21 protein-coding genes and 3 pseudogenes are annotated in these 18,227 nt (G+C 34.0%); 9 read left to right on the plus strand and 15 right to left on the minus strand.

What is annotated here, in order from left to right; genetic code table 11:
- Positions 1-241: 241 nt before the first annotated feature.
- A pseudogene (locus ACHABU_RS20185) lies at positions 242-391 on the plus strand (transcriptional regulator); the annotation flags it as partial.
- 216 nt (positions 392-607) lie between these two features.
- Here the strand turns inward: ACHABU_RS20185 and ACHABU_RS20190 are convergent.
- A complete protein-coding gene (locus ACHABU_RS20190) occupies positions 608-1,204 on the minus strand; it encodes a DJ-1/PfpI family protein (RefSeq protein WP_435766758.1) in 597 nt (198 codons plus the stop codon).
- Between the two features lie 237 nt (positions 1,205-1,441).
- Here ACHABU_RS20190 and ACHABU_RS20195 point away from each other — a divergent pair, with 237 nt between their 5' ends.
- From ACHABU_RS20195 to ACHABU_RS20205, 3 genes are all read left to right on the plus strand, one after another.
- Complete coding sequence (locus tag ACHABU_RS20195) at positions 1,442-1,756, plus strand: ArsR/SmtB family transcription factor (protein ID WP_435766759.1); 315 nt, start codon at positions 1,442-1,444, stop codon at positions 1,754-1,756.
- 71 nt (positions 1,757-1,827) lie between these two features.
- Entirely contained in the window at positions 1,828-2,256 is a 429-nt protein-coding gene (locus tag ACHABU_RS20200; protein ID WP_435766760.1) for a DMT family transporter, read from the plus strand.
- 10 nt (positions 2,257-2,266) lie between these two features.
- Positions 2,267-2,734 (plus strand): DMT family transporter, encoded by a 468-nt coding sequence (locus ACHABU_RS20205; protein WP_435766761.1) that lies wholly within the window; start codon positions 2,267-2,269, stop codon positions 2,732-2,734.
- Between the two features lie 179 nt (positions 2,735-2,913).
- Here the strand turns inward: ACHABU_RS20205 and ACHABU_RS20210 are convergent, their stop codons facing one another.
- The 9 genes from ACHABU_RS20210 to ACHABU_RS20250 all read right to left on the minus strand — a co-directional run bounded on the left by ACHABU_RS20210 (position 2,914) and on the right by ACHABU_RS20250 (position 10,680).
- Positions 2,914-3,063 (minus strand): hypothetical protein, encoded by a 150-nt coding sequence (locus ACHABU_RS20210; RefSeq protein WP_435766762.1) that lies wholly within the window; start codon positions 3,061-3,063, stop codon positions 2,914-2,916.
- A 14-nt stretch (positions 3,064-3,077) separates the two neighbouring features.
- Positions 3,078-3,431, minus strand: a complete 354-nt coding sequence (locus ACHABU_RS20215; RefSeq protein WP_435766763.1) for a hypothetical protein — start codon at positions 3,429-3,431, stop codon at positions 3,078-3,080.
- 390 nt (positions 3,432-3,821) lie between these two features.
- The gene (locus tag ACHABU_RS20220) at positions 3,822-4,601 is read right to left on the minus strand and encodes an acetoin reductase (RefSeq protein WP_435766764.1); all 780 of its coding nucleotides are present in this window, start codon (positions 4,599-4,601) and stop codon (positions 3,822-3,824) included.
- Between the two features lie 192 nt (positions 4,602-4,793).
- Positions 4,794-5,357 (minus strand): NADPH-dependent FMN reductase, encoded by a 564-nt coding sequence (locus ACHABU_RS20225; RefSeq protein ID WP_435766765.1) that lies wholly within the window; start codon positions 5,355-5,357, stop codon positions 4,794-4,796.
- Positions 5,358-5,575: 218 nt separating this feature from the next.
- Positions 5,576-6,673 carry a glycerol dehydrogenase gene (locus ACHABU_RS20230; protein ID WP_435766766.1) on the minus strand — a complete coding sequence of 366 codons (1,098 nt, stop codon included), beginning with the start codon at positions 6,671-6,673 and terminating at the stop codon, positions 5,576-5,578.
- 133 nt (positions 6,674-6,806) lie between these two features.
- Positions 6,807-7,898: an NAD(P)-dependent alcohol dehydrogenase gene (locus ACHABU_RS20235; protein ID WP_435766767.1), complete on the minus strand. Its 1,092-nt coding sequence runs from the start codon at positions 7,896-7,898 to the stop codon at positions 6,807-6,809.
- Positions 7,899-8,161: 263 nt separating this feature from the next.
- The gene (locus tag ACHABU_RS20240; protein WP_435766768.1) at positions 8,162-9,139 is read right to left on the minus strand and encodes a ring-cleaving dioxygenase; all 978 of its coding nucleotides are present in this window, start codon (positions 9,137-9,139) and stop codon (positions 8,162-8,164) included.
- 74 nt (positions 9,140-9,213) lie between these two features.
- A complete protein-coding gene (locus ACHABU_RS20245) occupies positions 9,214-10,158 on the minus strand; it encodes a ring-cleaving dioxygenase (RefSeq protein ID WP_435766769.1) in 945 nt (314 codons plus the stop codon).
- Positions 10,159-10,242: 84 nt separating this feature from the next.
- Positions 10,243-10,680, minus strand: a complete 438-nt coding sequence (locus tag ACHABU_RS20250; protein ID WP_435766770.1) for a MarR family winged helix-turn-helix transcriptional regulator — start codon at positions 10,678-10,680, stop codon at positions 10,243-10,245.
- An 848-nt stretch (positions 10,681-11,528) separates the two neighbouring features.
- Here ACHABU_RS20250 and ACHABU_RS20255 point away from each other — a divergent pair.
- The 4 genes from ACHABU_RS20255 (at position 11,529) to ACHABU_RS20270 (ending at position 14,357) form a co-directional block, all read left to right on the plus strand.
- Positions 11,529-11,990: a MarR family winged helix-turn-helix transcriptional regulator gene (locus ACHABU_RS20255; protein ID WP_435766778.1), complete on the plus strand. Its 462-nt coding sequence runs from the start codon at positions 11,529-11,531 to the stop codon at positions 11,988-11,990.
- Between the two features lie 213 nt (positions 11,991-12,203).
- The gene (locus ACHABU_RS20260; RefSeq protein WP_435766771.1) at positions 12,204-13,331 is read left to right on the plus strand and encodes a nicotinate phosphoribosyltransferase; all 1,128 of its coding nucleotides are present in this window, start codon (positions 12,204-12,206) and stop codon (positions 13,329-13,331) included.
- A 110-nt stretch (positions 13,332-13,441) separates the two neighbouring features.
- Entirely contained in the window at positions 13,442-13,870 is a 429-nt protein-coding gene (locus tag ACHABU_RS20265; RefSeq protein WP_435766772.1) for a DMT family transporter, read from the plus strand.
- 10 nt (positions 13,871-13,880) lie between these two features.
- Positions 13,881-14,357 (plus strand): DMT family transporter, encoded by a 477-nt coding sequence (locus ACHABU_RS20270; protein WP_435766773.1) that lies wholly within the window; start codon positions 13,881-13,883, stop codon positions 14,355-14,357.
- Between the two features lie 79 nt (positions 14,358-14,436).
- Here the strand turns inward: ACHABU_RS20270 and ACHABU_RS20275 are convergent, their stop codons facing one another.
- Positions 14,437-14,724, minus strand: coding sequence for a TIGR04104 family putative zinc finger protein (locus tag ACHABU_RS20275; RefSeq protein WP_435766774.1), 288 nt, complete (start codon positions 14,722-14,724; stop codon positions 14,437-14,439).
- A gap of 240 nt (positions 14,725-14,964) precedes the next feature.
- Between ACHABU_RS20275 and ACHABU_RS20280 the strand changes: the two genes are divergently transcribed.
- A complete protein-coding gene (locus ACHABU_RS20280; protein WP_435766775.1) occupies positions 14,965-15,627 on the plus strand; it encodes a hypothetical protein in 663 nt (220 codons plus the stop codon).
- A 76-nt stretch (positions 15,628-15,703) separates the two neighbouring features.
- Here the strand turns inward: ACHABU_RS20280 and ACHABU_RS20285 are convergent, their stop codons facing one another.
- The 4 genes and pseudogenes from ACHABU_RS20285 to ACHABU_RS20300 all read right to left on the minus strand — a co-directional run.
- Complete coding sequence (locus ACHABU_RS20285; protein WP_435766776.1) at positions 15,704-16,324, minus strand: hypothetical protein; 621 nt, start codon at positions 16,322-16,324, stop codon at positions 15,704-15,706.
- A gap of 118 nt (positions 16,325-16,442) precedes the next feature.
- A pseudogene (locus tag ACHABU_RS20290) lies at positions 16,443-16,791 on the minus strand (lipid II flippase family protein); the annotation flags it as partial.
- A gap of 226 nt (positions 16,792-17,017) precedes the next feature.
- A complete protein-coding gene (locus tag ACHABU_RS20295) occupies positions 17,018-17,518 on the minus strand; it encodes a hypothetical protein (RefSeq protein WP_435766777.1) in 501 nt (166 codons plus the stop codon).
- Between the two features lie 148 nt (positions 17,519-17,666).
- Positions 17,667-17,924 (minus strand): annotated as a pseudogene (locus ACHABU_RS20300) (YolD-like family protein); the annotation flags it as partial.
- Positions 17,925-18,227 lie beyond the last annotated feature (303 nt).

Here is an 18,227-nt window from a genome sequence, read left to right on the forward strand (position 1 = left end):
AGATATTCTAGAATCTCATCTACCTACCATATTTGGAAATGTTCAATTTTATCTACGTACTCTGCTAAATCTATCGTTAGTGGAAAGGTTGATTCAGCAGAGATTCCTTCTAAAAGCTGTGTTTGGTCAAGAACACTTACCCTCAGAATCATCTACCTCCTTATCCTTATATCGGGATATACCGATATTGCAATAATGGCAGGCTCTATATAAATATGCAAGCAAGACGTACTAGAGGGATATATTGAGATGGTTAAAGGAACCTAAAAAAAATTTTCCTGTACAACAATCACATTTACCAAAGGAGGTTAAGGGTGGTGTTTGTGTAGGTGATATACAAGAAAAAGTCAATCTTTCTCAGTCCACCCTATCTCAGTATTTATCAATGATGTAAAAAGTTGGTTTATTAGAATCTGAATGTACGAGGACACGAACTTGAGTACATTATAAAATCACTATTGCACATTCCACTAAAAACCCAGCTACCCCTTTCACATGAGGATTGCTGGGTTTATTATTACATTCAATCAATAGAGCTACTTAATTGGTTTTAGTAAAAAAGAGACTACTCACTGTTCAGCAATCGCACCCGTTTGTTCAATAAAGATTAGATAACAATATCATATTCCATTCTTTTAGCCGTTGTTTGAGCTACTTCAGGACCCAATATTCGTTTAACGATATGAAAAGACATATTTATACCTGCTGAAATACCGCCTGATGTAACTATGTTTCCTTCATCAACAAATTTAACTTCCCTTTGAACTGTGACTTCTGGAAATTCTGTTTCTAATCTTTCAAGACTTGCCCAATGAGTTGTTGCCATTTTACCTTTAAGTAAGCCCGCCTTCGCTAACAACAAAGCACCAGTACATACAGATGTCATCAGTTGAACATTTTTCATTTCATTTCTTATCCACGTTATTACATTATCGTTATGTATTTCTCTTTCCCTTGCACCTAATCCACCAGGAATAATTAAAATATCAAATCTTGGCATATTGTCAAAGCTATAATCGGGTTGTACTTTTAAACCATTACGGGCAACGATTAGATTACCTTTTTCTGATATAGTTTTAACAACAAATGGCTTGTCACCATTTTCTAATGCGGTGACTGAAAAAACTTCAAATGGTCCAGCAAAATCTAAAACTTCAACATCATCAAATAGAAAAATTCCTGCTTTCCATTGGTTAGCATTCATTTATATTCCCCTTTATCAACAATAAATTTACTTAATATGAAAAACTTTAGAAATCCTTCTTGAACAATACTGCCCCGAACATGGAAGATCTTATTGAAGAAAGGCACCAGATTTGTTTAAGTACACCTCTTCACAAACTCATTTTAAAAAATCGCGATAGCACTAAAGGTTTATAATTCTATTTTGTCCTTTCATTTACAATTTGACATATCGATAAAAATCGATATAATATGACTTATGGAACCTATTGATGTATTTAAAATGCTATCTAACGAAACTCGGCTTAACATCTTACAGTGGTTAAAAGAACCAGAGAAGCACTTCCCTAAACAAGGCGCTCACCTACCAAAGGAGGTTAGTTATAAAGGCGGGGTATGTGTTGGGGACATACAAGAAAAAGCAAAATCTTCTCAATCTACGGTATCTCACTACTTAAATATGATGCAGAAAGCAGGTTTGCTCGAATCTGTTCGTTATGGTCAGTGGACCTATTATAGAAGAAATGAGGAAGCCATTCGTCAATTTACTGAATATTTTATAACGGAAATCTAGGTTATTCCGATTTTCGTTTTTTTCTATTATATCGATAATTCTAGATATTTAGATATAGGAGGAGTTAAATCATGCATTATATTTCATATATATTTGCTTTATTTGCAGGAATAGCCCTTAGTTTTGAAGGAGCTATTTATGGTGAACTAGGTAAAACAATAGGTGAGCTTGAAACCAGTTTTTATAATTTTTTTGTGGGTGCGATTATTCTTGGGATACTATGGTTATTTTTTGGTAAAGGCAAGATTTCACATGCGGTTGAAGCTCCAAAATGGACACTCCTTGGAGGTGCATTAGGAGTTGTTTATTTAACAGCTATTGTAATTAGTGTTCCATTTGTTGGTGTTGGTATAACTATGGTTTCTGTAATTATTGGGCAATTAATAATGAGTATGGTTATTGAGCATTTTGGTTGGCTCGGAAGTAAGAAAGCCAAAATCAATAAAGAAAAAATATTTGCTGTTATTTCAATGGTAATAGCGCTTATTTTAGTTAACTAGGAGGTATAAGATGGGTATATTTATGATTTTATTCACTTTGCTGGGTGGTATCACATTAAGCGCACAATCAGCTATTAATGGTACATTTAGCCGTAAGGCAGGAACAATTGAAACTACATTTTTAACCTTTATAACTGGCTCTATGTTTTTAGCAATCATTATTCTCTTCTTTGGTCAAGGTGATATATTTGCTATCTTCAACGTACCAATTTGGCAATTAAGTGCGGTATTTTTAGGAGTGCTATTTTTACTTTTTAACGTCTTTGCAGTTCCAATAATTGGAGTTATAGCAACTAGTATTACTGTTATTATCGGTCAACTAGTTAGTGGAGTCGTAATCGACCATTTTGGTTGGTTTAATAGCATGATTATCCCTCTTGATATAAGGCGTTGGTTTGCTTTGCTTTTTATGATTATTGCTCTTTATTATATTTATAAAGGAAATAAACGTTCAAACGAAGAAGCAAATGCACAATAATTAACTAAAAATTGTTCCAACCATTACTAACGTTGGAGCACTTTTTAGTTTTATCTTCAGCTAACCTGCCCCTATGTATAAATTCGACAAAAAAAGTGCTTCTCCTTCTTTGTGGATTGCACCAATTATTAAAAAATCGTCGCCACCTAATGTAGTAAAGCACCAGTTTGTTTTATATATTAAATACCATCTTCCTCCACTTCTTTCTCAATATCAAAATTCATTTTTCCATCACGATATTTCACATACATGTCATCTTTTTCACCAATCAATAATTTCCCATTATAAATATCTGCAACTTCATTCCATTCAAATTCCTGCCCATTCAATTCTACTTGAAGTTTTATATGATGCCAAAATGTGTGTCCGTCTGAATATTCAACTTGGCAATTTCAAAGTCTTTTAATTTATAATTTTGTTCTTTCAATACTTCAGTTTTCTTTAAATATAATTCTTTTGCTTTATCATTAGATATTGTTGTCCCTTCGGATAACTTACTATCGTCAGTTTTAGTATCATAATCAAATAGATGTAATTGTTCAAACGCTTTTTCATAATCTTCATCTATAATAGCTTGATAATAATCCTTAATAATACCTTCTGCATTTTGTTCTTTAATTTGTTTTTCAATGAAACTACATCCTGTCAACATAAAAACTAATGTAAAAATCAACATAATGAGAAGTGGTTTCTTCAATGATATCCCCCTAAATTTTATCAAAGTCCTTCTTGTACTAACCTGCCAAATAGCACAATAAAAGGCGACTGCTCTTATTGTGTTATTGCACCAATTTGTTTAAGTATAGTTCCTCACAATACCTCTTTGTATTGAACAGCATATGGTATGAGCAAAAAGCCAATAATGCCTATAAGAATTGCTATACCTTCCATCACAAAGATGTTATCGAAAGGAGAAAGAAAATAACCAAATATCCATATTGGCAAAATATACCCGCACTACCAGTCATTCATACATTTCCGCCACTACGGCATGTTATGGACTTACACCCATCAGAGAAAAACGCTGCCAAGCGCATAAAAGAAGAGCAATCTTCAATAGATTGCTCTTCTTTTCTACTTCTTTTTCTTATCTATAAATCATACCACCATCAACTAAGATTGTTTGACCAGTGACATAATCTGAATCCTTTGATGATAAGAATGAAACAATATTCGCAACATCTTCAGGCACTTCTGTTCGACCTAAAGCGATTTTATCATTGTATGATTCAAATACTTCACCAGGTTTTGTGCCAAATTTCTTACTGTATTCTGAATCTAGGCGTTTCCACATACCTGTTCCTGCGACACCAGGACTGTATGCATTTACGGTAATTTGATCTTTAGCTAATTCTTTAGCTGCTGTTTGAGTTAAACCACGTACCGCGAATTTAGACGCACTGTAAGGCGCTAACATTTCAAAACCTTCATGGCCTGCGATACTTGCAGCATTTATAATTTTACCACCGTTACCTTGTTTTTGCATTTGCTTAGCAGCTGCTTGGATACCAAATAAAGTACCTTTCACATTAATGTTAAATACAGCATCTAGTTTATTAGGATCAAGATCTGTGATTGACGCGAATTGTCCTTCAATACCTGCATTATTGACAAATACATTAACTGAACCAAATGTGTCTACTGCAAATTGAACTAATGCTTCTTGATCTTCTGCTTTTGATACGTCCCCTGCTTTAGCAGCAACTTCAAAACCTCTATTCTTAAATTCTGTTAGGGTTTCGTTTAACACTTCTTCATTAATATCCGTTAATACAATATTAAAACCATCATTTGCAAGTCTTTCTGCAATTCCTTTACCTAATCCTTGAGCAGAACCTGTAATTACCGCAACTTTTTTATTTGTCATTTTGTATTCCTCCTGTGAATTTTTTATTTATCAATATATATTTAATTCATATATATCCAATTAAATATTGTTGGTTTAATTACGTTATAACAATTAAAATATTATTATAAATTTATATGCCTTAAGTATATTTGGACATATTACTTGTTACACTAGCCTGCCCCGCTGACCATCTCTTATGATTTAATTCTATTATTTTCTTAATGGTTGTAATGCAGAACTCCATGCGATTACTTGATCTAGCATTCCGTTTGCATTATCTTTGTGGAAATCAGCAGGCTTGAATACTGAGAAATTTTCGAAGTCAGCCATTAATGAAAATGTAAGAGCTGTACGAACGTCTGCTACTTGTAATTCTCCTAGGATTAGACGAAGGTTTTCGTGTGCACGCGTTCCGCCTAAGCTACCGTATCCAACGAATCCAGCTGCTTTGTTATTTACTTCTGGGTTCAAGTAGTCAAGAGCATTCTTCAATGCGCCACCTACTGCATGGTTATATTCAGGTGCTACGATTACATAGCCATCGAAAGATGCGATTTTTTCAGACCATGCTTTGATTGCTGCATTTGCTTCTTCTTGATCTGCTTCAGCAACTACTGCCCCTAAAAATGGCAATTTATATTCAGCTAAATCAACGAGCTCATATTCTACAGCTTCATCATTGCGCTTCGTTGCAAAGTCGTATGTCCATTGTGCTACTTGTTCTCCATTACGTTCTTGTCTTACACTACCTAAAATAATACCGATTTTCAACATTAAAAATTCCCCCTGTTATCTATGACAATGTTATTGTTTTTTTAAATGATGCAACTTATTTCATTCTTTTTTATTACAAACTTACGATTTGTAAGTATTCGATGTTGTTTCTACGGACTTTCTAGCAAAAAAATATTATTCCAACCAAATAGTTGAGTTCCAAAGGGCAAAACTCCGTAATTTATATTAAACATACTTTCAAATTTCAAATCAATGGATTATAAGTTAGCAGTTGTAATTTCGTTTACTGCTAAAATTGCATCTGCAATTTGTTCTGGCGTAAGTTCTGGATTCATGTTATGCGATGTTTCGCCTACTACAGTTGCTAATTCACCAATTTTAAGTAAGTCTTCATAAGTAGCATCTTCTAAATGGAGATCTTTCAGTGTTGTTGGTAATTCAATTTCCTTGAAGAAATTAGCATAACGTAAAATTTCAGTTTCTGAGTATCCTTCAAGTACTAATTGAGTTAAGACACCATACGCTACCTTTTGACCATGAGTTAGACGATGAACTTCACCTTCTAATGCAGTAAATCCATTATGAACCGCATGAGCTGCAGCTACTCCACCATTTTCAAATCCTAATCCAGACAATAGTGTATTTGCTTCAATAATTGCTTCAACTTGTGGAGTAACTAATCCTTGTTTAGCTGCTCTATATGCTGCAATTCCTTGATCGAATAAAACTTCTTCTGCTTTTTCAGCAATAGCTTGTGCAGCAAGGGTTGCTTTCCCACCAGCCATTGTATCTGAATTTCGTTTTTGTGAAGCTCTTGCCTCAACAAGTGTTGCCATTGCATCTCCCATACCTGAAGCTAGAAGAAAGATTGGTGCACCTACAACTACTTTTGAATCAATTAAAACCAAATCTGGATTCTTATTATAGAATTTGTAACCCTCAAACACACCATCATCTGAATAAACTACTGAAAGTGAACTTGTTGGTGCATCCGTAGATGCAGTTGTTGGTGCAACAACAACTGGAATACCTAGTGCATCCCCAACTGCTTTTGCAGTATCGATTGTTTTTCCGCCACCTAGCCCGATTACTACGTCAGCATTTTTGTCTTTTCCTACTTTAGTAAGACGATCCATTTCTGTAGTCGATGATTCACCAGTAAACTCTTCATAAAAATAAGATGTACTTGATGCTTCAAAGCTTTCTTCTACTGTACTTCCCGTAATTCCCCAAACGATACTATCAGATAAAACGAGTGGTGCTTTCCCGATTTTCGCAACTTCTTCCCCGATTTGATTAAGAACCCCTGCACCTTGAATATATTTTTTCGGTGAAATAAACACTTTCTTTTGCATTGTTAATTGCCCCTTTCTTATGATAAAACTGTCTCTTACCTCAAATAGTAATATAGTAGTTTTGTGCTTTGAATTACTGTCATATAAAATAATCCTATCTCATTTTTAGTTTTCCTCTTCTACTTTTACCTTATCATTCAGCAATTCTTACGATTGGTTTAAGTGTTACACCAGTTTTTGATTCTTCAAAAGCCTTGTTGATATCTTTAAAGTCGTAAAATTTTACTAATTTGTCAAATGGAAATTTGCCTTCCTTATAATACTGAATTAGTTTTGGAATGTGTAATTGAGGAACGGAGTCTCCTTGAACTGTACCCATAACTTTTTTACCTTCCATCAATAAATCATTCGTAAAGTTTAATGTAACATCTCCACCCATACCTACGATAGCAACTGTACCCGAAACGCGTAATGCATGAACAGATTGGATAATGACTGGAGTTGCACCAGTTGTTTCAACTGCATAATGAACTCCGCCATCTGTAATTTTCTTGATTTCTTCTACAACATCCACTTCTTTACCATTTAATACATGAGTTGCACCAAGTTCCATTGCAAGATCTAACCGGTTTTGATGGAGATCGACTACAATAATATGTTTTAAGCCCATAATTTTAGCTGCCATTACTGCACTTAAACCAACTGCACCTCCACCATAAATAGCAATAGAAGTACCCGGTTCAGGACGTAAACTATTCATTACAGTACCACTACCTGTTTGGACCCCACATCCTAATGGACCTAATAGTGCTAAATCAACATCTTTATCTACTTTTACCACATTGTTTTTGTTTGCAACTGAATAAGTTGCAAATGACGATTGACCAAAGAAAGTAGAAAGTGAGTGATCATGTTGATGAATATGGTTAGAACCATCTTTTGATTTACCGCCAAAGTTAAGTTCAACCGTTCTTTCACATAAATTCTGATGACCAGACAGACATTGTGAACATTCACCACAATAAGCATAGGAAAGAACAACGTGATCTCCAGGTTGTACATTGGTAACGCTAGAACCAACTTTTTCTACGACTCCAGCTCCTTCATGACCTAGTACAGATGGAAATGGAGCCCCTCTTCCTTTAATTGATTCTGCATCGGTATGACAAACACCTGTAGCTACTATTTTAATTAAAACTTCGTCAGAACCAGGTTCAGTTAATTCCACTTCTTCAATTTTTAAATCTTCATCTACATTATGTGCTACTGCTGCTTGAATTTTCATAATTACCTCCAGATTTTTATAATTAAATCATATATATTGAATTAAATATATATGATTTAATTATATTTTAATACTAAAAAATTTTAATTTCAATTATTATGCTTCATGTGTATTACTTGAAATTATGTTACCCAAGCAAATGATAATTTATTAAAATATCATCTTCGACTAAAGTTTAAAGTAAATTGCATCACAATCAAGTTGTTTAGCGTAAGTTTTCTACTTTTCTTCGTAAATAGCTGCTTGGTTGATTATTTTCACTTTTATTCTTTAATAAATTCCTTTGTACTTCTTACTGTATCAATTGGACGAACCATCTTTTCTATTTCTGAACGTTTAGGCTCTAAGAATGGAGGTAAAGATAATTTTTCCCCAAGCGTATCATAAGGCTCATCTCCCATAAATCCTGGACCATCTGTAGCAAATTCAAATAAAATACCAGGTGCAACACGGGAATATAAGGATTCAAAGAAGAAACGGTCAACATAGCCTGATGTAGGTAAACCAAAATTATCCATGCGGTCAATCCATTCCTTTAATACAGTTGTATCTTCAACTCGGAACGCTGCATGATGCACGGTACCATATCCTTGTTGTCCTTGTGGTAAAACGGTATTATGCTCTACGATTACTTGTGCACCGTTACCACCTTCCCCTACTTCAAATAAGTGAAGGGAAGCCTTTTTTGCAATTTCACGGAACAGCATCACTTTTTCTAATACTTCTTTAAAATAATCAAACTGCGCAATACGTACATGTATTGGACCAAGACCTGTAATCGCAAATTCAAGTGGCACAGGGCCTTTTTGCCAAGGGGTTCCTGAAGCTATCCCTTCATTGAATTCATCGGAAATAAGCATGTATTGCTGATCGTCAAAGTCGACGAAAGATAATACTTTTTTACCAAATAAATCGGTAATGCCTTCATGCTTCACATCATATTTATCAAAACGTTTTACCCAATACTTCAATGCGTCATCTGTCGGTACACGGAAGGCTGTTTTATAAATTTCATTTGTGCCGTGTGTACCTTTCGGGATACCTGGAAAGTCAAAGAACGTCATGTCTGTACCCGCACTACCTTTATCATCGGCAAAGAATAAATGATACGTTTGAATATCATCTTGATTGACTGTTTTTTTAACTAAGCGCATACCTAATACATAGGTGAAAAATTCATAGTTCTTTTCTGCACTACTTGTAATAGCTGTTACGTGGTGCATTCCTTTTAGTTGGTTCATTTTATTTTCCTCCTAGAAATTTCAAATTTAATAGCAAGATTGGTTAGATTAATCTGATACGGTTCGTTTGTTTATCAATACTCTTCAATAGGGTTTAGATTTTCTTCAATTTCTTTACGACGTTCTTCTAAAAATGGTGGTAAATCCAGCTTTTCGCCTAAACGTTCCACCTCTCCATCAATCGTAAAACCTGGTCCCTCGGTGGCAATTTCAAAAAGAATACCGTTCGATTCACGGAAGTATAAACTTTTAAAGTAGAAACGGTCGACAATTCCCGATGAATGAAATCCACGTTGCTTCACTTGTTCTTCCCAATAGAGTAACTCACTTTCATTTCGAACACGTATAGCTAAATGATGAATACTTCCTCGGCCTGGTCTTTCTATTGGACCGTCTAAATACCTTACAACGATTTCACCAAAAACCTCTCCTTTGATAGACTGAAAAATAGCTTCATGATCCGTTCGACTTATCTCTATATAGCCAAACATGTCTGTAAGGGTGCTCGCAAGTTTATCAATTCTTCGTACCGTCATTTCCACAGAACCCATTCCTTGAATTTGGTGTTCGAGAGGAACCTCGGATTTTCCCCATGTTTCCCAATGCCCTACTTTTACACCGTTAGAAACAAGCAATACCATCTGTAAACCTTCTGGATCTTCAAATTTTAAAGCTAGATGTTTAGCATAAGTTGTAATCTCCCCGTGTTGTACACCATATCCCTCAAAACGTGCTTTCCAGAATAATAGGCTTGCCTCTGACGGAACAAGTAATCCGATTCTCGTTATCGCATTGGTACCGCAATATGTGTTGCCTACTGCTGGAATTTCAAAAAATGATAATTCTGTACCTGGGCTACCTGTTTTATCTCCATAAAATAAGTGATACATCGACGGGTCATCTTGGTTCACCGTCATTTTCACACGACGTAAACCAAGCACATGTCGGTAAAAGTGATTATTTTGACTTGCATTTTTCGTAATCATCGAGATGTGGTGATGTCCTGGTATTGTAAACATATATCATTCCTCCTTCCTCAATTTACTAGTCAAGTGATAATAAAAAAATAATAACATCGAATTTACCACAAGTAAAAGGGGCATTTAATTTTCTAATTTATCTTCAGTATGTTTTTGTAACCTAGTCATTAGCATATATAGTGTTTTCTGCTCTTCCTCTGTCAGGCACCCATTGACAACAGACGTTTGGAAAGTAAGTTGGTGTTCAAAAACCTCCTGCATTTTATCTTCCCCTTTGGAAGTAAGGGTAATCCATTTGGTTTTCCAGTCTTGCTTACGATGTATATAACCCTCTTGTTCAAGACGAGAGAGCATGCGTGAAATTCCACCCTCCGACACCGTTACTTTTTCAGCCAGCTGACTTTGCGTAATCGGCTGATAAGTCGAAACCTGATTTAATACATCAAACTGCGCAGCCGTAATACCGAACTGTTTTAAGAATTCATTCGATAGTAAATTACTTTGATGTGTAAAACGAGCAATACGTAACCAGATTAGTGAACCAAGTGTATTTTTTCTCAATTGACTCATTTCCTTTCGTTACTATCACTTTACACCTCAACTGATTAAAATGCAATAAAAATATATTGAATTAAAGGCATTTTATGTCTCTCTAAATTTCATGAGGAACTATTCTTCTCCTTTAACTCGAGAGCATCAACTTGCATTGCTCTCTTTATTAGTTTTTGAATCCAAGTAATTATCTTTAAAATCAGCCGTATTTAATATTATATTAATATATTTTAAATAATAATTAATTAATAACTCTTGAATTCAATATAAATCATTTAATAAATTTCGTCAACTATTTTTAATTCAATATTATTTAACTTGCTATAATGTCTGTCCTTAATAACTCTTTTCTAATTTACAGGGAGATGGGAAAATTGTATAGAAACGGTCCCCCGGGTTGAACTGTATATATAGTTGTATTGATCACTAATGCCTGACCGGGAACAATATTTGGACTAAATAATCCATTTACACTGCGAATCATGTCAACTGAAATATTATACTTTTGATTAATGGTAAACAAAGAATCTTCAAAATTAACCGTCTAAACAAACAATATATTCCTCTATTTATCCATTTTAGAGAAGGGTGAGTGGTCCTGAATATATGAAAATAATAGTTGACTCCGAATAAATTCCATGCAATAATATAATTAATTAAATATATATTAATTATAAACATATGAATTAATACTAATAAATCATTAATATAAAAGATCTGAAAACTGATTTAAATTTATATATTACATTTTGAATCCGTGTTTTGGTTAGATGATTATTTAAAAGCAAACTGCTTAATCATCAGCTGATTGTTATCTCTTTCAGATGAATATTAGTAGGAAGGAATGAATGAATGAAATGGGAAAAACTTATAAATGTACCGATAGTGACTTATCTTTAAAATTATTCGTTGTTTTATCCCGAGCTATCGAGTCTATTGATAAAAAGTTATCTGACAGTATCAAAGGTTATGGTATGAATCTGACAGAGTTTGGGGTTCTGGAGCTCTTATATCATAAAGGGGATCAGCCAATACAGAAAATCGGTGAAAAAGTTTTGATTGCTTCCAGTAGTATCACCTATGTGGTTGACAAATTGGAGAAGAAAAAGTATGTCAAACGAGTTGCTTGTCCAACGGATCGTCGAATCACCTTTGCTGCAATTACAGATGAGGGAAAAGAATTAATGGATGAGGTTTTTCCAAAACATCAAGCCATAATGACTGAATTGATGAGTGTTTTAGAAATGGAAGAAAAGGAAATTATGGTTAACCAATTAAAAAAAATGGGACTATTTGCTAAAAGTTACATGGTTGAATGATACTGTATCAAAAGTTTATTTTGATACAGTAATTTTTTGAAAGAAAAAAGTGATGGGGTTTAAATTATTATTTCATCTAATTAATATATATCATAAGAGTTTGATTATTTTTTTGGGTAATATCTCTAATTAGTAATAAACAAATTAAGGATATATTTTTACTAGCTCCACTATAGTCAAAAGACCGTGGTTAATCGATAAGGAGAAAACAAAATGAAGGAAATCGAACAGAAATTAACAGGTAAAATAAAACGCCTTACGAATAAAACATTTAAATTTGATGAACGAATCAAAGAAGGTTGGTTCTCAGCAGTATATTTCTTGAAAACGAAAGAGATTGCCGAAAAGAAAATGCCCGATAATTATGTTACCATCCAATTTTTCCAACGAGAGAATGCAGTATTATGTGGAACGGATGAAGTCATCGCTTTGCTGCATACATTTGCGGATAATCCAGAAAAACTCGAAATTAAATCATTGAAAGATGGAGATAAAGTTAGTCCTTTCGAGACCGTACTGACGGTTTCAGGAGCTTATCAGGATTTCGGCTATTTGGAAGGTATCATGGATGGTATTCTGGCACGAAGAACATCCGTTGCCACAAATGTATACAACGTGGTAAAAGCTGCACGAACCTCCGGGGAGCAAAAACCGGTTATTTTCATGGGAGATCGTGATGATCATTATACAACCCAGGCTGGAGACGGCTATGCTGCATTTATCGGTGGCTCCACTGCACAGGCTACTCATGCAATGAATGAGTGGTGGGGGAAAGAAGGAATGGGGACAATGCCCCACGCGCTGATTCAAATGTTTCATGGAGACATCGTTGCAGCTACAAAAGCCTATCATGAGATGTATCCTGAAGATGAATTGGCAGCACTTGTTGATTATAATAATGATGTCATTGCGGACTCGTTGAAAGTAGCAAGAGAATTCGGTGATAAGCTTAAGTCTGTTCGCCTTGACACTTCACGCATGCTCGTAGATAAGTATTTCCTGAGAAACCATCATTTGATGGGAACGTTTGATCCGCGTGGAGTTAATCCAGAATTGCTATTTGCATTAAGAGAAGCACTTGATAAAGAAGGTTTTGGTCATGTTGAGATTGTGGTTACAGGTGGATTTACGGAAGATCGGATTACTGAATTTGAAAAAGCAGGTGCACCTGTCGACATCTATGGAGTAGGACGAAGCCTATTGCGCCTCAATATCGGATTCACGGGGGATCTTGTCCTATTGAATGGAAAAACAGAAGCAAAAGAAGGGCGCCGATTCCGACCAAATCCATTACTAGAGAAGGTTGTATATACGGTTTCAGCTGATTCAGTGTTGGGATGAATAATATTTTTTGGCATAATGTTTAGGTAGAGATGAGAAAACTATTCGTCCATTTGAAACGTGGTTTAGAACGGATTTTTATTTTATATAATGTTAGGAGAAAATAAATTATGCGTTACATGGCATATCTACTTGCTTTACTTGGAGGGATAGCACTTAGTTTTCAAGGTGCGATATACGGTGAACTTGGTAAAACAATAGGACAACTTGAAACCAGTTTTTATAATTTCTTTGTTGGGGTAATCCTGCTAGGAATATTATGGTTATTTTTTGGTAAAGGCAAGCTATCACAGGTAGCTGAAGTACCAAAATGGTCACTCCTAGGAGGTGCTTTGGGGGTTGTTTATTTAACAACGATTGTAATTAGTATTCCATTTTTGGGTGTTGGTATCACGATGGTTGCTGTAATTATTGGTCAATTAATCATGAGTATGGTTATCGAGCATTTTGGTTGGCTCAGAAGTAGGAAAGCCAGGATAAACAAGGAAAAAGTACTTGCTATTATTTCCATGCTCATCGCCCTTATTTTAATTAACTAGGAGGAGAAACATGGGGATATTTATCATGTTATTCACTGTTTTTGGTGGTATCACTTTAAGCACCCAATCAGCAGTAAATGGTGCACTTGGTCGTAGAATAGGAACAATTGAAACTGCATTTGTATCCTTTATCACAGGAGCGAGTATTCTAGCAATCGTTATTCTCTTCTTTGGGCAGGGGAATATATTCGCAATCTTTGAAGTCCCTAAGTGGCAGTTAAGCGCTGTTTTTTTTGGTGTATTATATGTACTTTTTAACGTGATGGCAGTTCCCAGAATCGGTGTAATTGCGACAAGTATTATCGTTATTAGCGGACAATTTATTACGGGATTAGTCATTGATCATTTTGGTTGGTTCAATAGTTTGGTGATCCCTCTTGATCCGAAGCGCTGGGTTGCTTTGCTATTTATGTTAATTGCTCTTTATTTTATGTATAAAGGAAATAAACGCTCTAATGAAGAAGTAAATGTAAACACAAATATCTAATAAAAAGTGTGCTTGTCCTTCTTTATGAATTCCACCATATAGTTGAAGATAGATAAAAGAGAGTATTGGAACAACATAATTAAATATAAGGTTCTTCTTCATTTGATAACTCTAAATTAAACGGTATTAATGCAATTATTATCGTGGATAAAATGACAATAAAAATCAATGCAGTGCCTATCGATAAATCCAACCAGACGTTAAGCGGCAATATCAGTAGTGGAATAAGCGCAAATAAGCCAGATTTTTTTCTGGATGATGCTGACTCATATTGTCTTTTTCCGCAATACGTACATTTTAATCTGAATATAGTTCTGATTGTTTGCCCCCACGTCCATTTTTTCCCGCAACTTTGACAGGTCGGCATTTAAAGGTCACCTCCTGTTATATAGTGCTACCCCTCTTTAATTTAAATTCAACAAAAAGATTAATTTTCCTTCTTTGAGGATCGCATCATATAGTTCAATTAAAGAGATGCTTTTATTAGCTGGTTTAGTTTAATTTGGACATTTATCACTATACAAAAAAAAGGATGCATAGTAACATGGACCAAGGTTTATAGGTCAAAATTGGTAAATCCAATATAAAAATATATAAGGAGATAATTATGGCATTTGCTACTTTATTTAAAATTGAATTGAGAAAAATATTTAAAATGATTACGGTTAACTCTTTAATACCTTTTTTGGGATTTTTCCTTAGTTCACTTATTCTAATTCATTCATGGGATATGTTTCCTATTCTTATACTTTTTCTTATGTGGTTAGTTCCAATATCTAATGCTTTTGTTTTCATTCTTTTACCAATTTCTAAATCAAAGGAGGTTTGGATTAAACCTTCAACAAACATTTCACAAGTTTTCCTTTCTCGATTTTTCGCAATTCTATTGAACTTTATTCTATTACTTGTAATAACAATATTGTTAATTAATTTATTTATTTTTATTTATCCGAATGCTCAAGAGACTATACTTAACGGCTTAGGAAAGTCTCTCGATACATTCTGGTTACAATTTATAATGATTGCATTAATGCTTATTGTGGCTACTATTATCATGTTGACTTCCGCAGCTTATGGGGCAATTAAAGAATGGGGTCCACATAAGAAAAGAATTTATTTTTTATTATTATTTATACCTATTGAGTTGCTATTGCTAATCTTGTCATCGCAGGACTTCTTATTTTATGTATTTGTTATACCATTCCACGTAATCGCAATCGTAATATTGGTATTAGTAGGAGCTATTTTATTAAGAAGAAAAAATAGTTAATCATTTAGCAAAAGAAAATGAAATTGGTAGTTTTAAAGTACCAGTTTGTTGAAGAAAGAAGAATAGAAAAACAGGTTCAATTCTGCGGTGGGATATATTCTCCTGTTTCTGCATTAAATCCCACTTCTTTCATTTTTGTCTGTTCACTATTCCAACCTATCACTAATATTAGGTTAATATTTTTCTTTGTATTTTTTATAAGCATAAAATTATAACCTTTAGCCCAATCCTTACCTGGATAAATATTTCTTATTTTCAATGCTTTTTTAAGCAAATCTGGTGAATCATATTTAATATCTTTAATTTGTATAAACTCTTTTTTAGCGTAAGGAGAATCATCTTCATTGGTCAAATCATTTATTTTATCAATTTTTCCATTATGGATGGTTACTAAAAAAAACTTATTTGTATCTGGCACTCCAAATGAAATATTCCAATGTTTTCTTTTACCATTATCACCAATTGTCTTCCTAGACTTCTTATCTAAGTCAATATTTATTGCACTTAATAACTGAGCATTTTTATTCCACTTCAATGCAGATGAATATGCTAATTTAATTGCTTGTCTAATTGATAACTCTCGGTATTCAACGGCTTCTGATCTATCTTCAGTTGATTGCAATGAATGAGCAGACACTTTCTCAAAAGTACAAATAGAAATTAACAAAAGTAAGACAACAAGAATTATCTTTTTCATTTTCTCAAACCCTTTTTAGGGTGTATTCTTTCCATATCTTGCTCAATTATTCTGACAAATAGCACAATAAAAGGCGACTGCTCTTATTGTGCTATCGCACCAGTTAGTGGAATAACTATTAAACAATAAACGTAGTAAACCAAGCAATATATTGAGCTCCTGGTATAAACAATAATTGTGCAAGTATGGTCCCGAATAATCTCGATATAACCATCATTATTGAAATACTTTTTAATGAATGATAACTACCTCTTCCATTAACAACGTCGTCAGCAAGATACCTTTGGGTCAATAAAAATAACTAACAATATGGTTGCTATACCATTAATTAACCCTGATGCCATTGTTGCCGTCAACGCTCTTTCAGGTGCTAATAATGCTGCATATAATGCTGATAATACACCTATTGTATAGATTGCAGTAATGAACATCGTTTTTAACATTGGAGTGGGGGATAATCTGGAATGTTTTATACGGTGAGGGTTCTTTTTTTAAAGGAACAACTTTATTATTAATCCTAGCTTCAAATTTCGCTTTAGTCATAGGTCTGGTAGTTATATCCATTAATGGTTGAACATTATAAGGAAAACGAATATTAATCGTGGATCCAAATGAGTCCTCCACCAAGTAAAATATCACAAAAGGAAAGAATTCTATGAGCATCTCAGCATTACTCATACCTTATCCTTCCTTTTAGCTAATTCTTATTTTCATTTTTGGTGGAAGCAAATCATATTCTTCACACAGTTTGTAGAAGTAAGGATTTCGTGTATGAACATCAATTCCCTCTTCATCTAGTATTTTTTCACATTCAAGAATCTGCTCGTCAGCAAGTAGGTTTTTCGGTATTAATATTTCAACCAGACCTATTACCTTCTTTATTTTTAAAAATTTGGCTAAATATGGTCTATGGTTGCCACCAGTGGCTACCGTGTATGTTTTATTAGGTAAGTAGATTAAGTGTAAATCTTGATATCTTTCATATAAATAACCATTCTTTTTAATTGATTGATATAACCGATCTAATTTTTTTTGACTTAAAACACCTTCATATGACAGGCCTTTAATTTCATCAACGTAAACAGATTTATAACCATAGAAATATATAAAATAATCTTCATTTTGTTCTCCGTACTGTTTAATTAGTTGGTCATAAAATTCCCATCCAGTATAATCTATCTTAACTTCCCCCATAAAGACACCCCTTTTCACCTAAATGAAATGTGTATTTTATTTTATTAAACACTAAACTACAAATTTATAAATTATATAGCTTAGATAACAGGAATATGAGGATTAAATAAATTTAAAAATAACAATAGCAGGAGCCCTATATTCCTGCTTAATCTATCCATGCTCCAGTTATACTGTTTAAAGGTATTTCTTTTTCCTCTAACCTCACGTAATTAAGCAAAGGATCCACACCAAGAAGCTTACCTTTCACTTTGTGATAATCATGATTTTGGAAATATTCAACCTCAATCGTCAAATCATCCTTAAGGGCAAACTGTAGCTTTAAATTGATTTCGTTGATTAGTTGCTCGTCAAGCATCGGCTTTTCTTTCCATTCTTTTTGGCTCCACATTTCTTTTAACAAGTTTGCATGCTCCGGCTGTTACTTTAGACGCTATCTTGCACCTGTTTTAATCGATATTTTGCATGTTGGGTATTACCATCAACATTTATTTTGTACACTAAGTGAATTTAATCTAAAAAAAGTCGAATTCCCGTATTGCTAAGGATTCGACTTTTTTAGATTGGCTTATTCCATTAATGCACCATTTAGTTAAAGTACATTTCTTCAAAAACTCACATATATCATTACGTTAATGCTTATTCTATAAATTCAGTTTATAGCGAACCACTTAATAGTAAATCTTTTCAAGGACATCCCTATACAATT

The organism is Oceanobacillus sp. CF4.6 (assembly GCF_051262635.1).
Classification (GTDB): Bacteria; Bacillota; Bacilli; order Bacillales; family Amphibacillaceae; genus Oceanobacillus.